The organism is Enhygromyxa salina (assembly GCF_002994615.1).
GTDB lineage: Bacteria > Myxococcota_A > Polyangia > Nannocystales > Nannocystaceae > Plesiocystis > Plesiocystis salina_A.
This window is the reverse complement of sequence record NZ_PVNK01000114.1, coordinates 80,934-93,948: the sequence shown is the minus strand read 5'-3', so window position 1 is coordinate 93,948 and position 13,015 is coordinate 80,934. Positions and strand designations below refer to the sequence as shown.

Below are 13,015 nucleotides of genomic sequence, written 5' to 3'. Positions count from 1 at the left end.
TCCCCAAACGTCCGCCCCCCCATCGGAGAGTTCTGTCGGATCCCTTCCTCCGCCCCCCAGGCCCTCACCAACTCGACTGAACAAACCCAAGCCGAGGGTCAGGGCCCCTCGGATCCCGAGTGGACAAGCCAATCGAGGGGCTCAGGCCGTCAGCGGGATAACCGGGATGATCATCTCTCGTTGGGGAGACCATCTTCGACCTCTCTCAGCTGAACTCGGGTGCGGCCCGAGTGGTCGCTAGCCTCAGTGAGTTGCTCTTCAGAGGGGCTCAGGCCCCTGGAAACTCAAGCTGGCTTCCCGACTGACCCGCCCCCCGGCTCGCGCGCCGCATTCAGCGCCGCGCTCCGCAGCGCGTCGCCCGAGTCCCCCGGACGACCTCGACCCGAGCGCCGAAGCGGTCCTTCGCGCCGGCCACATCCGCGAAGTCGCCGTGGCTGTGGCTCAACTCCCCTCCGCCTCTCGAGCCAGCCCGGCCGGGGCGCCGCAAAATGCGCGAAGCTTCCCGGCGTCCTGGCCCGGCCCCTCGTCAAGCTCGGTGACGCCGGTCGCCAGGTCGACGCAGCCGAGGCTATCGAACTTCCCCGGGGCGACGCTCGCTCCGACGTGCCCTCCGAGGTCCAGGCTACGAGCAGCGCAGCCGCGACGTAGCCATGAGCGAGCGCTGCGACTCGCGGCCACAGGCTTCGAGCCTATCGAGCCCAAGAAAAAAGTGGGATCAATACAGCTCGAATCACGACGGCGCATGAATTGACCCAAAGGTCAGTCTCCCACCCCCGCGAGTCGGTACGCTGTGGTGTGGCGTCGCCCCCCACGCCAACCACCTTCCCGGCCGCGCTCCCCTCGTCGTGGGGCCCGCTCGTCGACGAGGATCGTGCGTTGCCGGTCGAGCGCGCCGCCCGGCTGGTCGCGGCGCGGATGCGCCTCGCGGTCGGGGAGGCAGCCGACCAGCTCAACGCGCTGCCCAGCCGACATCGCTATTTGCTGCTGGAGCAGATCGCGAGCACCCATCGCTCGGTCGTGTATGCGGCGGTCGATCGGGCGCTGGTGCGCGAGGTTGCGATCAAGCTCCACCGCGACCAGGACGAGCACGCGCCGCGCCGAGTCATGGCCGAGGTCCGGACCATGTCCGAGCTCGAGCACCCCAACATCGTGCGGGTGTTCGACGTCGACCAACAAGACGGCTGGCTGTATTCGGTCACCGAGCTGTGTGACCAGGACATGCACGAGTGGTGCGCCGAGCGGAGCTGGGCGGAGATCATGGACCGGGTGATCGAGGCCGGCTGCGGGCTCTCGCGCGTGCACGCTGCGGGCTTCGTTCACGGCGACGTCAAGCCGACGAACATTCTGATCAAAGGTGGCGTCGCGAAGCTCGCGGACTTTGGCTTCGCAACCAAGCCGAGGCTCGGGCCGGCGCCCTACGTGGTCGGAACCCCGGGCTTCATCGCGCCCGAGGTCGCCGCCGGTGAGCGGAGCCCGAGCGGCGACGTGTTCGCCCTCGCAGCGAGCGCGTGGGCCTGCCTGTTCGAGGGCTTGCCCTTCGGCACGCCGCCGCCGCGGGCGACCGTGGACGCCGCGGTCCTGGTCTCGGTCGAGCGAGCGATGCGGGGGGAGCTCGCGCAGCCCAAGCGGACGCGGCCCGGGCTGCCGCGCTCGATCGTCACGGTGATCGAGCGCGGGATGCATCCAGACCCGAGCGAGCGGCCGAGCTTGAGCGAGTGGCTCACGGAGCTGAGCTTCGTGCTGCGCGCGGCCGAGCGCATCGGTCGGCTGCGGCGCTCGTGGCCTGCGGTGGTCGGCGGCACGCTCGTGCTCGGGCTCCTGAGTATCGGGGGCTACCTGAAGGTGAGCTCCGACCGCGAGCAAGTTCAAGGACCGCCCGTGCTGGAGACCGATGAGGAGCCGCTGCGAAAAGCGACGGAGCCCGAGTCGCCCAAGAGCCTGCGCTCACGTGCAGAGCAGGCAGCGCGGGACGCAGATGGCGACGCCGCGGTCGCTGCGATCGCCAAGGGTTGGGAACGGTTCGAGCAATGGTCACTCGAGGAACAAGTCGCGCTGGCGAATTCGGCGACCTGGGTCGCGGAGGAGCTCGAGCGACGCGGGCGTCACGGAAAAGCGCGGACGGTCTGGCTGTTCGCCGCGACATTCCACCGAAGCGTCGGACAGTTCGACGAGGTGACGAAAGCGGACGCAGCTCTCAACCGTGCTGTTCCGCCTCAAAGCAGGTAACCGTGCCGTCATCGTTGGAAACGCCGTCGTAGCAGAACCACAGGGTCCCTCCGCAGTCCAGACCATTCACGCAGACCTCCCCCCCGCTGCTGTTGTAAAAGCAGCACATCGGCATCTCCTGAGTTCCACCTGGCGGCGCCTTGTCGCACATCCCTGCTTCGCTGCAGCGGTCATCCAGCGGAATGTAAGCCGCGACCTCGCCGGTCTGCGGGTCGACGACTTCGCCGTGCTCCAACCAGTACGCCCGCGCGTCCACCCCGCAGCCACCCTCGCCCTTGAGAGTAATCCCCGCCGCCGCCGACAGACAGACCTCAGCCGCCAACACCGGCGCGTCCGGCCCCGTGTAAGTACAGTGGCTCGCCGCCGCCATACACAAGTTGCGGGAGGTGCTGGCGCTCGCGCTGGCCGGCTGCGCGACGAGGGCGGCGACGAGGGCCGTGAAGATGAATTGATTGCGGTGCATCCACCGAGCCTACCGCGTCCGGGGTTGCGAAGATGTCGGCGCCTCAACCCGCGCGGACGCGTCGTCCACAGCGAGCACACGCCCGGGCAGACCGGCGGCTGCGAGGGCGTCTCGATGAAGCTCGGCCTGCCTGTGGCGAAGGTGTGCCTTTCGGCTGCGGGTCGACAGGTCGGCGTCTCGGCGTCTCGGGCGCGTCCTCTTCGCCACCTCGGCGGACTGCGACCCTGGCTTGACACGGGCACAGTTCGCTCTACGCTGCGTTCGAATCGTCAACGGAGGTGACCATGAAATCGACACCGATGCTCATTGCAGTCGTGTTGTCGCTCGCGGCGTGCAAACAGGAGAACGCCAAGCCCTCACCCGAGTCCGAAGCGCCGGAGCCTGCACTTCGGGCCACGGCCGAGGTCGAGACCGCGGGCGGGCAGTCCGTTGGCACTGCAACCTTCGACTCGGTCGAGGCCGGCGTTCGGATCAAGTTCGAAGGCGCTGGCCTTCCCCCGGGCCCGCACGGGATCCACGTCCACGAGGCCGGCAAGTGCGAGGGTCCTGACTACAAGTCAGCGGGAGGCCACTTTGCGCCGATCGGCAAACAACATGGCCTCGAGAACCCCAAGGGCCACCACGCAGGCGACATGCCAAACCTCGAGGTCGGCGAGGACGGCAAGGGGGAGTTCGAGTACGTCCTCGGCGGAGCCACCCTCGAGACAACGCGAGACGGCTCCTTGCTCAGCGGCAGCGGGACCGCGCTCGTCATCCACGCCGGACCCGACGACCAAAAAACCGACCCGTCGGGGGACTCGGGGCCACGCTTGGCCTGCGGAGTGATCGAGGCCCAAGAGGCGGCCCTGCAATAGTCTCACCGCGGCCATCGGCATGTTGAAGATCAAGCGCGTCTACGAAGACAGCAGCGAGGATGACGGAGTTCGAGTCCTGGTCGACCGGGTGTGGCCGCGCGGCGTGAGCAAAAAGAGCGCCCATATCGATTGGTGGGCCAAGGACGCGGCGCCCAGCACCGAGCTGCGCAAATGGTTCGGTCACGAGCCGGAGCGCTACCCGGAATTCAAGCGCCGCTACAAGGCCGAGCTCAAGGGCAACGAGGCGCTGCTACGCCTCGAGACGCTCATCAAAGAAGGCGACGTCACCCTGGTATACGGCGCCAAGGACGAAGCGCACAATCAAGCTACGGTCCTGAAGGAAGTCCTGTCCGCGTGAGCGCCACGGGCTGCTAGCCGGCTCGCAGGTCGCGACCGTCATACAGCGACGGTGCGTTGAACGCGTCGTCCAGCACGGCCGAGAACGCCGAAGTCAAAGCGGCGATCGTGGCCTCGTCTGGGAGGTCAGCCGGATCGTGGCCGCAGCCCTCGATCTCGCTCATCGGCCAGGGCGACGCACGGAGCGAGTCACGATCAAAGCGCCACACCTCGAAGCCAGGCGGTGGTTCGCCGACGGGCCGAGCGTCTGCCTCGATGCGCTCGACGAAGGCGTCGAGGTGCTGCAAGAAACCGGGGCTGGCGTCCAGATAGTTGCCCGCGCTGTCGACGAAGCAGCCTCCAGCGGCGGCGTCCCAGCCCCACGTCACGCGGGAGTCGTACCGCACCAGCGTGAACTGAAAGCGCACCAAGTAGTTTTTGGACAAGAGTGTGGTGAGGGCGGAAATTGACACGCCGCGGATCGTACCCATCTGCGCTCAAACTTCCAAAAGGCCACGCGAGGCGGCGCGAGGAATCACAAGCTCGCCGCGCGACTGATCCGGACCGCGTGCAGTCGGGCGAGCTGCTCGAGGTCCCCCTAGCAGCCCGCACTCGCGGGAGCCGCTGCCGCGGTCCAGGCCCAGCATTGAGCCTGACCCGAGTCGAGGATGGCGCAGCGGCCCCCGAAGCGGGTCTTCGTCGTCGCCGATGGGCTCGAGCTCGCCGTCGCTGCGGATCGAACAGGTCGAGAGGTCGAAGCCGACGAGCTCGAGCTCGAGCTCGCTCGGGTAGGGGACCTCGTCGTCCGAGCAGCCAACGAGCGCGAGCGCAGCCACGAACACCATGGCCGACCGCCGCAGGCCGCGGCAGTCACGCAACAGGGGGCGCGCAGATCGAGCGGGCGCGTCGCGCCCGGACTCGCGCGGGGCGACGGAGGTCGGCGCGCCCACTTCCGAGCTGTCTGGGGACCCCTCAACGACCACCCGACCGAGCTCCGAGGTGGATCCGGCCGGTGACCACGCGGGCGGCGGCCGAGAGCGAGGGCGCCCCCCTCACGCTGGCACCACACGCGCCGCTCTGCCATCCTCGCGCCCCGTGAGCAAGGTCGACGCCACAGCCCGCGCCGAGGTCCGCCGTCGCCGGACCTTTGCGATCATCAGTCACCCCGACGCGGGCAAGACCACCTTGACCGAGAAGCTCCTGCTCTTCGGCGGGGCGATCCAGATGGCCGGGGCCGTGCGCGCGCGCAAGGCCGCCCGCCACGCGGTGTCGGACTGGATGAAGATGGAGCAGGAGCGCGGCATCTCGGTCACGACCTCGGTCATGAGCTTCGAGTACCCGATCCCGGGCATCCCCGCCGACGCCCCGGACATCGAGCGCCTCGCCAACGTCAACCTGCTCGACACGCCCGGTCACGCGGACTTTGGCGAGGACACCTACCGCGTGCTCACGGCGGTCGACTCGGCGCTGATGGTCATCGACGGCGCCAAGGGTGTGGAGTCCCGGACGGAGAAGCTGATCGAGATCTGCCGGATGCGCGACACACCGGTGATCACCTTCGTCAACAAGTTCGACCGCGAGTGCCTCGCGCCGCTCGAGCTGCTCGACGAGATCGAGGACAAGCTCGGGATCCCCTGCGTGCCGTGGACCTGGCCGATCGGCATGGGCAAGCGCTTCAAGGGGGTCTACCACCTCGTCGATCAGCAGCTGCACCTGTTCAAGCCCTCGGACAAAGCCGGCGAGGACAACCTCGAGCTCAGCGAGGGCATCCCCGTCAGCGGGATCGACGATCCGCGCATCGACGAGCTGCTCGGGGACCAGGCCGACGACCTGCGCGAGGACATCGAGCTGCTCGAGGGCGCCGGGGCCGAGTTCGACCGCGAGGCCTTCCTGGCCGGCAAGCAGACCCCGCTGCTGTTCGGCTCGGCGATGAACAACTTCGGCGTCCGCGAGCTCCTGCGGACCTTCGTCAGCCTCGCCCCGCCGCCGCAGCAGCGCGAGGCGATCGTCGGCAAGGCCGCGATCGAGCCGCCCAAGCCCGGCGACCCCGTCGAGACCCGGATGATCGCGGCGGTCGACCCCGAGTTCTCGGGCTTCGTGTTCAAGATCCAGGCGAACATGGATCCCAACCACCGCGACCGCATGGCCTTCATGCGGATCTGCTCGGGCAAGTTCGCGCGCGGCATGAAGGCCCACCACGTGCGCCTCGGTCGCGACGTCGGCATGTCCAACGCGCTGGCCTTCTTGGCCCGCTCACGCGAGCTCGTCGAGGAGGCCTGGCCCGGCGACATCATCGGGGTGCCCAACCACGGCACGATCAAGATCGGCGACAGCTTCAGCGGCGGATCCAAGCTGCGCTACACGGGCATCCCGAGCTTCGCGCCCGAGCTGTTTCGTCGGGTGCTGCTCAAGACCCCGCTCAAGGCCAAGGCCCTCGCCAAGGGGCTGCGCCAGCTGTCGGAGGAGGGCGCGATCCAGGTGTTCAAGCCGCTGCTCGGCGCGACCTGGGTCGTCGGCGCGGTCGGCCAGCTGCAGCTCGAGGTCATGAAGCACCGCCTGCTCGACGAGTACTCGGTCGAGGCTGCCTACGAGCACGTCGACTTCACGACCACGCGCTGGGTCACCCCCAACCTCGAGGGCTACGCCAAGCAAGACCTCGACAAGGTCATGTCCAACTTCAAGCGCAAGTGCGAGGAGAACCTCTACGTCGACGGACACGACGACCTGGTCTACCTCGCGCCCAACAAGTGGAACATGATCAAGACCGAGGAGCGCTTCCCCGAGCTGCGCTTCGAGGCGACCCGCGAGCACTCCTGATCCTGAGGGCGCCCGCCGAGCTGCCCGAGCGCCGAGCTGCCCGAGCGGCGGCCGCGGCCCTCAGGCGGCGCCCGGAGCGGAGGCGGCCTCGGCCGCGCCTTCGGGGTGCGCGGGCGCGACGAGACGCAGCGGCTCGGGCTGGGCCGTGAGCACCTCGTAGCCGGTCTTGGTGACCAGGATCGTGTGCTCGAACTGGGCCGTGGGCGTGCCGTCGTGGGTCACGGCCGTCCAGCCGTCGTCGAGCATGACCACGTGCGGGTGGCCGATCGTGATCATGGGCTCGATCGTGAAGGTCATGCCCGCGCGCAGTCGGACCCCGCGGCCGGCCTTGCCCATGTGGGGCACGTGCGGGGCCATGTGCATCTTGCGGCCGATGCCGTGGCCGCCGAATTCCTCGACCACGCCGCAGCCCTCTTTGTCGGCGATCTCGACGATCGCGGCGCCGATGTCACCGAGCCGCGCGCCGTGGCGCACGACCTCGATGCCCGCGAGCAGGCAGCGGCGACAGACGTCGGTGACGTGGCGCGCCTCGTCGCTGACCTCGCCGATCTGGAAGGTCGCCGAGGTGTCGCCGTGGTAGCCGTCGATGTTGGAGGTGATGTCGACGTTGACGATGTCGCCGGGGACGAGGACGTGGGCCGGGTTGGGGATGCCGTGACAGACAACCTCGTTGCGGCTGGTGCAGACCGAGGCCGGGAAGCCCTTGTAGCCGAGCTGGCTCGGGAGCGCCCCGCGCCGCTCGGTGTCCTCACGGACCCAGTTGTCAATGTCTTTGGTCGTCACCCCGGCCTGGAGCTTGTTCGCGACGTACGCCAGTGTCCCGGCAGCGATCTTGCCGGCGACGCGCATCTTGACGATCTCGTCGGCACCGTGGATGACGATAGCCATTGGCAGTTCCTAGCCGAGGAGGTCGCGACCGTCAACCACAGGCGGCGCGGGTGGCGATTACGCCAGGCGAAGCTCGCGAACGCCCTCACCTGGCCAATGCCAGGTCATGCTGTTCTGTGTTTAGCGTGGCCAAGACTCGGGCCTGCGGCCCGGCAAGCTCGCAGCCCTCGGCCCCGGGTCCCAGGCGACAGTCCCGGCCAGCGGCGCTCGGGTACCGCGGGCCATGAGGCTGAGCTTGGAGGAGCGTCATCGCCGAGGCGGCGAGGAGTCTGCTAAGTAGGCTCGCAGGAGCGAGCCGCATGCGTGAAAAGACGTTTCCACCCGTGACCCGCGCGCAGTGGGAAGCCAGGGCCAGCAAAGATCTGAAGGGCCGAGCCCTCGCGAGCTTGACGCGCACGAGCGCCGACGGCCTCGAGCTCCCGCCGCTCCACCTGCGCGACGACGGGGCCCCTGCGCCTCGTCAGCTCCCAGGCCGGGGCTGGCTGCGCGTGCAGGACTACCACCACGCCGACGTGCGAGCGGCCAACGCCGCCGCCCGGCGCGACCTCGAGCTCGGCGCCGACGGCCTGCGCTTCGTGATCGACAGCGAGCTGCGTGCGGGTCGCGAGCCCGGCGCGGTCCCCGACGGGCTCGTCTGCGACCCCTCGCGCGAGCTCGACACCCTGCTCGAGGGCATCGACCCCACGCGCACGCCTGTGTTCATCGACGCGGGCCTGCTCGCGCCCGCGTGGGCCGACGCGCTCGAGCTGTGGATCGACGAGCACAGCTCGAGCGACGGGCCCGAGACCGTCGAGCTCGGCCGCGGGCCCAGCCACGGCGGCGTGATCTACGACCCGATCGCCACGCTCGTGCAGACCGGCAGCCTCGAGCGCGGGTTCGAGGGCGCGCTCGGCCAGCTGACCGACACGATCCTCGGCATGACCCCCGGCGTCCTCGGGGTCTCGACCTCGCCCTATCACGACGCCGGGGCCAGCGACGCGCACGAGCTCGCGCTGGCCCTGTCGACCTGCGCCGAGCTGCTCCGCCGCGGGGTCGGCCTCGGCCTCGAGATCGCCGACCTCGCGGGCACGATGCTGTGGACCTTGCCGATCGGCGGCCGGCCCTTCGAGGCGATCGCCAAGCTCCGCGCGGCGCGGCTGCTGTGGGCCAAGTTCACCCGCGCGGCCGGCCACCCGGGCGAGGCCGCGCCCGGGCTGTGGATCCACGCGACGCCCTCGCCGAGGTCGTGGACCCGCTACGGGCCGTGGGTCAACCTCCTGCGCGGGACCGTGGCCAGCTTCGCGGCCGCGCTCGGGGGCGCCAACTCGGTCGCCAGCGCGGCCTTCGACGGGCTCCGCGGGCCCGAGGGCGACGCGGTCGAGGGGCTCGGACGCGGCAGCGAGCTCGGTCGTCGGCTCGCGCTCAACACCCAGCTGATCCTGCGCGAGGAGTCGCAGCTGGCCAGCGTGATCGATCCAGCCGGCGGCAGCTGGTACGTCGAGAGCCTGACCGACGCCCTCGCGCGGGCGGCCTGGGAGCGCTTCCGCGAGCTCGAGGCCAGCGGTGGGCTCGTCGCCTCGCTCGTGTCCGGATCGATCCAGCGCGAGATCGCGGCCGCGGCCGCGCGCCTCCGCCAGGCCGCCGCGACCCGCGAGCTGCCGCTGACGGGCGTGAGCACCTTCCCGGTCCTCGACGAGCAGCCCACCCCCGCGCAGGCGCCCAACAGCTTCACGGGTGACGGCCCCGAGCCCCAGCGGACCGGGCCCGTGCTCGAGCCCGCCGAGGTCCCCAAGCTCACGCGCCTGCGCCTGGCCGCGCCCTTCGAGCGCCTCCGCGACGCCGCCGAGGCCTGGGCCCAAGAGCAGGGCGCGCGACCGAAGATCTACTCGTGCAAGCTCGGCTCGATCGCGGCGCATCAGGCTCGGGCCGAGTTCGCCGCCAACTGCTTTCGCGCGGGCGGGCTCGAGGTCGTCGCCAGCGGGGCCGCGACCCGCGAGGCCGCGGCCGCCGGGCTCCGCGACAGCGGCTGCGCGCTCGCGGTCATCTGCGCCCGCGACCAGGATCTGCCCGAGGGCCTGGTCGAGGCCCTGCGCGAGGCCGGAGCCAAACAAGTCTGGATCGCCGCCCCGCCCCGTGAGTGGCCGTCAAAGCCGCCGCCGCGCTTCGTGTTTCGCGGCTGCGATCTGCTCGGCGAGCTCAGCCACGCCATGGCCGAGCTCGGCGTGATCACCCCCGACCAGGAGCAGGCCTGAGATGTCCGAGCAACCACTGCCCGACTGGGCCAACCTCGATTTTGACGCGATCCCGACCCCGGGCCCGAGCCTCGACGAGCTGCGCCGCAAGGCCGCCGAGCTCGAGCCCTGGACCACGCCCGAGACCCTCGAGGTCGAGCCGCTCTACACCGCCGAGCACCTGCGCGAGCCCGACGAGGCCGGCCAGCTCGACACCGCGCCCGGCTTCCCGCCCTATCTGCGCGGGCCCTACTCGACCATGTACGCGGTCCGCCCGTGGACGATCCGCCAGTACGCGGGCTTCTCGACCGCCGAGGCCAGCAACGCGTTTTATCGGCGCAACCTCGCGGCCGGGCAAAAGGGGCTCTCGATCGCCTTTGATCTGGCCACCCACCGCGGCTACGACAGCGATCATCCCCGGGTCGTCGGCGACGTCGGGATGGCCGGGGTTGCGATCGACTCGATCCTCGACATGCGGATCTTGTTCGATCGGATCCCCCTCGATCGCATGAGCGTGTCGATGACCATGAACGGCGCGGTCCTGCCGATCCTGGCCCTTTATATCGTCGCCGCCGAGGAGCAGGGCGTGGACCAGGCGGCCCTGACCGGGACCATTCAAAACGACATCCTCAAGGAGTTCATGGTCCGCAACACCTATATTTATCCGCCCGCGCCCTCGATGCGGATCATAGGTGACATCTTCGCGCACACCGCCGCGCACATGCCCAAGTTCAACTCGATCTCCGTATCGGGCTATCACATGCAAGAGGCCGGGGCGACGGCCGACATCGAGCTCGCCTACACCCTGGCCGACGGGCTCGAGTACATCCGCACGGGCATCGCCGCGGGCCTGCCGATCGACACCTTCGCCCCGCGGATCTCGTTTTTCTGGGGCATCGGCATGAACTTCTTCATGGAGGTCGCCAAGCTCCGGGCCGGGCGCTTGCTGTGGGCCGAGATCGTCGAGCGCTTCAAACCCAAGAACCCAAAGTCGCTGGCCCTGCGCGCCCACTCCCAGACCTCGGGCTGGTCGCTGACCGCCCGCGACCCCTACAACAACGTCGCCCGGACCTGCGTCGAGGCCCTCGCGGCGACCCTCGGTCACACCCAGTCGCTGCACACCAACGCCTTTGACGAGGCGCTCGCGCTGCCCAGCGAGCTCTCGGCCCGGATCGCGCGCAACACCCAGATCCAGCTGCAAGAAGAGACCGGGATCTGCGAGGTCGTCGATCCCTGGGGCGGCAGCTACTACGTCGAGCGCCTGACCCACGAGCTCGCCAACCGGGCCCGGGCGCTGATCGCCGAGATCGAGGAGATCGGCGGGATGGCCAAGGCGATCGAGGCCGGCGTACCCAAGCTCCGGATCGAGGAGGCCGCGGCCCGGACCCAGGCCCGGATCGACGGCGGCCACCAGACGGTCGTCGGCGTCAACCGCAACGTGCTCGAGCACGAGCCCGAGATCGAGGTCCTGCGCGTCGACAACAGCGCCGTGCGCGAGGCTCAGCTCGCGCGCCTCAGCCAGCTCCGGGCCGAGCGCGACCCGGCCGCGCTCGAGCGCGCGCTCGCGGCCCTGACCCGGTCGGCCGAGACCGGCGAGGGCAACCTCCTCGCGCTCGCCGTCGACGCCGCGAGGGCCAAGGCGACCGTCGGCGAGATCAGCCTCGCCCTCGAGCAGGTCTGGGGCCGCCACGTCGCCCAGACGCGTACAATCGCGGGGGTGTACTCGAGCGAGATCCGCAAGGACGGCGAGGGCGAGGGGGTCGAGCGCGTGGTCGAGCGGACCGCGAAGTTCGAGCAGCAAGAGGGCCGCCGCCCGCGCCTGCTCGTGGCCAAGATGGGTCAAGACGGGCACGACCGCGGGGCCAAGGTCATCGCGACCGGCTTCGCCGACATGGGCTTCGACGTCGACGTCGGGCCGCTGTTTCAGACCCCCGAAGAGACCGCGCGCCAGGCCGTCGAGAACGACGTCCACGTGATCGGCGTCAGCTCGCTCGCGGCCGGACACCTGACCCTGGTCCCGGCGCTGAAGGCCGCGCTCGCCCAGCTCGGGCGCGGCGACATCATGATCGTGGTCGGCGGCGTGGTCCCGCCCGCGGATCACCAGGCGCTGCTCGACATGGGCGTGGCCGCGATCTTCGGGCCCGGGACCGTCCTCGCCGCGGCCGCCGACGCCGTGCTCGACGGCCTCGCGCAGGCCCTGGAGCTCGCGCTCTGATGCGTGAGCGGCCGAGCGTCAGCGCGCTCGCGGCCGGCGTGCGGGCGGGGGATCGCAGCGCGCTCGGGCGGGCGATCACCCTGCTCGAGAGCCGCCTCGGGGCCGATCAAGCCCGGGCCCGCGAGCTGCTCGAGCGCCTCTTGCCGCACACGGGCGCCGCGCTGCGGGTCGGGGTAACCGGGGTCCCGGGCGTCGGCAAGAGCACCTTCATCGAGACCCTCGGGCGCCAGCTGACCGGGGCCGGGACCAAGGTCGCCGTGCTCGCGGTCGACCCCTCGAGCACGATCAGCGGCGGCTCGATCCTCGGCGACAAGACCCGGATGCAGGAGCTCGCCCGCGACCCCCTGGCCTTCGTCCGGCCCTCACCGAGCCGCGGGTCCCTCGGCGGCGTCGCTCGGCGGACCCGCGAGGTGATCTTGCTGTGCGAGGCGGCCGGCTACGAGGTCGTGCTCGTCGAGACCGTCGGCGTGGGCCAGAGCGAGACCATGGTCGCCGGGATGGTCGACTTTTTCCTGGTCTTGATGCTCGCGGGGGCCGGCGACGAGCTTCAGGGGATCAAGCGCGGGATCCTGGAATTGGCCGACCTGGTTGCGATCAACAAGGCCGACGGCGACAACCTCGAGCAGGCCCGGCGGGCGCGGGTCGAGTATGCGCGGGCGCTGCATTTGATGCCGCGCAAGAGCGAGCACTGGACGGTGCCGGTCGTGACTTGCTCGGGCCTCAGCGGCGCGGGGGTGGCCGAGCTGTGGGCACAGGTCGAGCGCTACCGCGAGGTCTCGACCGAGGCTGGGGAGTGGGAAGCCAAGCGGGCGCAGCAGCGGGTCGAGGCGATGTGGCGGGCGATCGAGTGGGGGATCATGAGCGTCTTTCGCGACGACGCGCGGGTTCAGGGGCGAGTTCGGGAGCTGGAGCTGGCGGTGCGAGAGGGTCGGGTCGCGCCCGACCACGCGGCGGTCGAGCTGCTGTCCGTGTTTCGTGGGCCCTGACCCCCCACGCAAGGTCACCG

Annotated in this window: 10 protein-coding genes; 7 read left to right on the top strand and 3 right to left on the bottom strand. The window is 70.1% G+C overall.

The features are described from left to right. Window positions 1–795 precede the first annotated feature (795 nt). Window positions 796–2,226, top strand: coding sequence for a serine/threonine-protein kinase (locus tag ENSA5_RS11330; RefSeq protein WP_106391655.1), 1,431 nt, complete (start codon window positions 796–798; stop codon window positions 2,224–2,226). On the opposite strand, the gene ENSA5_RS11325 is transcribed toward ENSA5_RS11330, so the two are convergent. Beyond that, the gene (locus tag ENSA5_RS11325) at window positions 2,195–2,689 is read right to left on the bottom strand and encodes a hypothetical protein (protein WP_106391654.1); all 495 of its coding nucleotides are present in this window, start codon (window positions 2,687–2,689) and stop codon (window positions 2,195–2,197) included. The two genes, ENSA5_RS11330 and ENSA5_RS11325, sit on opposite strands and share 32 nt — an antisense overlap. Window positions 2,690–2,973: 284 nt before the next feature. Between ENSA5_RS11325 and ENSA5_RS11320 the strand changes: the two genes are divergently transcribed. Then, on the top strand, window positions 2,974–3,543 hold the full coding sequence (locus tag ENSA5_RS11320) for a superoxide dismutase family protein (RefSeq protein WP_106391653.1): 570 nt from the start codon (window positions 2,974–2,976) through the stop codon (window positions 3,541–3,543). A 19-nt stretch (window positions 3,544–3,562) separates the two neighbouring features. After that, window positions 3,563–3,901 carry a DUF488 domain-containing protein gene (locus ENSA5_RS11315; protein WP_106391652.1) on the top strand — a complete coding sequence of 113 codons (339 nt, stop codon included), beginning with the start codon at window positions 3,563–3,565 and terminating at the stop codon, window positions 3,899–3,901. A gap of 13 nt (window positions 3,902–3,914) precedes the next feature. Here the strand turns inward: ENSA5_RS11315 and ENSA5_RS11310 are convergent, their stop codons facing one another. Continuing rightward, window positions 3,915–4,370 carry a hypothetical protein gene (locus ENSA5_RS11310; RefSeq protein WP_146155574.1) on the bottom strand — a complete coding sequence of 152 codons (456 nt, stop codon included), beginning with the start codon at window positions 4,368–4,370 and terminating at the stop codon, window positions 3,915–3,917. Window positions 4,371–4,974: 604 nt separating this feature from the next. Between ENSA5_RS11310 and ENSA5_RS11300 the strand changes: the two genes are divergently transcribed. Continuing rightward, window positions 4,975–6,696 carry a peptide chain release factor 3 gene (locus tag ENSA5_RS11300; RefSeq protein ID WP_106391649.1) on the top strand — a complete coding sequence of 574 codons (1,722 nt, stop codon included), beginning with the start codon at window positions 4,975–4,977 and terminating at the stop codon, window positions 6,694–6,696. A gap of 60 nt (window positions 6,697–6,756) precedes the next feature. Here ENSA5_RS11300 and map read toward each other — a convergent pair whose 3' ends face one another. Continuing rightward, window positions 6,757–7,584, bottom strand: a complete 828-nt coding sequence (gene map / locus ENSA5_RS11295) for a type I methionyl aminopeptidase (protein WP_106391648.1) — start codon at window positions 7,582–7,584, stop codon at window positions 6,757–6,759. 299 nt (window positions 7,585–7,883) lie between these two features. Between map and ENSA5_RS11290 the strand changes: the two genes are divergently transcribed. Genes ENSA5_RS11290 through meaB form a run of 3 tightly spaced genes read left to right on the top strand, consistent with a single transcriptional unit; the run spans window position 7,884 to window position 12,995 of the window. Next, entirely contained in the window at window positions 7,884–9,815 is a 1,932-nt protein-coding gene (locus ENSA5_RS11290) for a methylmalonyl-CoA mutase family protein (RefSeq protein WP_106391647.1), read from the top strand. Between the two features lies 1 nt (window position 9,816). Then, window positions 9,817–12,009, top strand: a complete 2,193-nt coding sequence (gene scpA, locus ENSA5_RS11285; protein ID WP_106391646.1) for a methylmalonyl-CoA mutase — start codon at window positions 9,817–9,819, stop codon at window positions 12,007–12,009. Next, window positions 12,009–12,995: a methylmalonyl Co-A mutase-associated GTPase MeaB gene (gene meaB, locus ENSA5_RS11280; RefSeq protein WP_106391645.1), complete on the top strand. Its 987-nt coding sequence runs from the start codon at window positions 12,009–12,011 to the stop codon at window positions 12,993–12,995. The genes scpA and meaB overlap by 1 nt, the downstream gene beginning before the upstream one ends. Window positions 12,996–13,015: the final 20 nt, after the last annotated feature.

Excerpts from the sequence above, each read along its gene's own strand:
- ENSA5_RS11325 (WP_106391654.1), bottom strand. The coding sequence starts at position 2,689 with ATGCACCGCAATCAATTCATCTTCACGGCCCTCGTCGCCGCCCTCGTC.
- ENSA5_RS11290 (WP_106391647.1), top strand. The coding sequence starts at position 7,884 with ATGCGTGAAAAGACGTTTCCACCCGTGACCCGCGCGCAGTGGGAAGCC.
- ENSA5_RS11320 (WP_106391653.1), top strand. The coding sequence starts at position 2,974 with ATGAAATCGACACCGATGCTCATTGCAGTCGTGTTGTCGCTCGCGGCG.
- map (WP_106391648.1), bottom strand. The coding sequence starts at position 7,584 with ATGGCTATCGTCATCCACGGTGCCGACGAGATCGTCAAGATGCGCGTC.
- ENSA5_RS11315 (WP_106391652.1), top strand. The coding sequence starts at position 3,563 with ATGTTGAAGATCAAGCGCGTCTACGAAGACAGCAGCGAGGATGACGGA.
- scpA (WP_106391646.1), top strand. The coding sequence starts at position 9,817 with ATGTCCGAGCAACCACTGCCCGACTGGGCCAACCTCGATTTTGACGCG.
- meaB (WP_106391645.1), top strand. The coding sequence starts at position 12,009 with ATGCGTGAGCGGCCGAGCGTCAGCGCGCTCGCGGCCGGCGTGCGGGCG.
- ENSA5_RS11310 (WP_146155574.1), bottom strand. The coding sequence starts at position 4,370 with ATGGGTACGATCCGCGGCGTGTCAATTTCCGCCCTCACCACACTCTTG.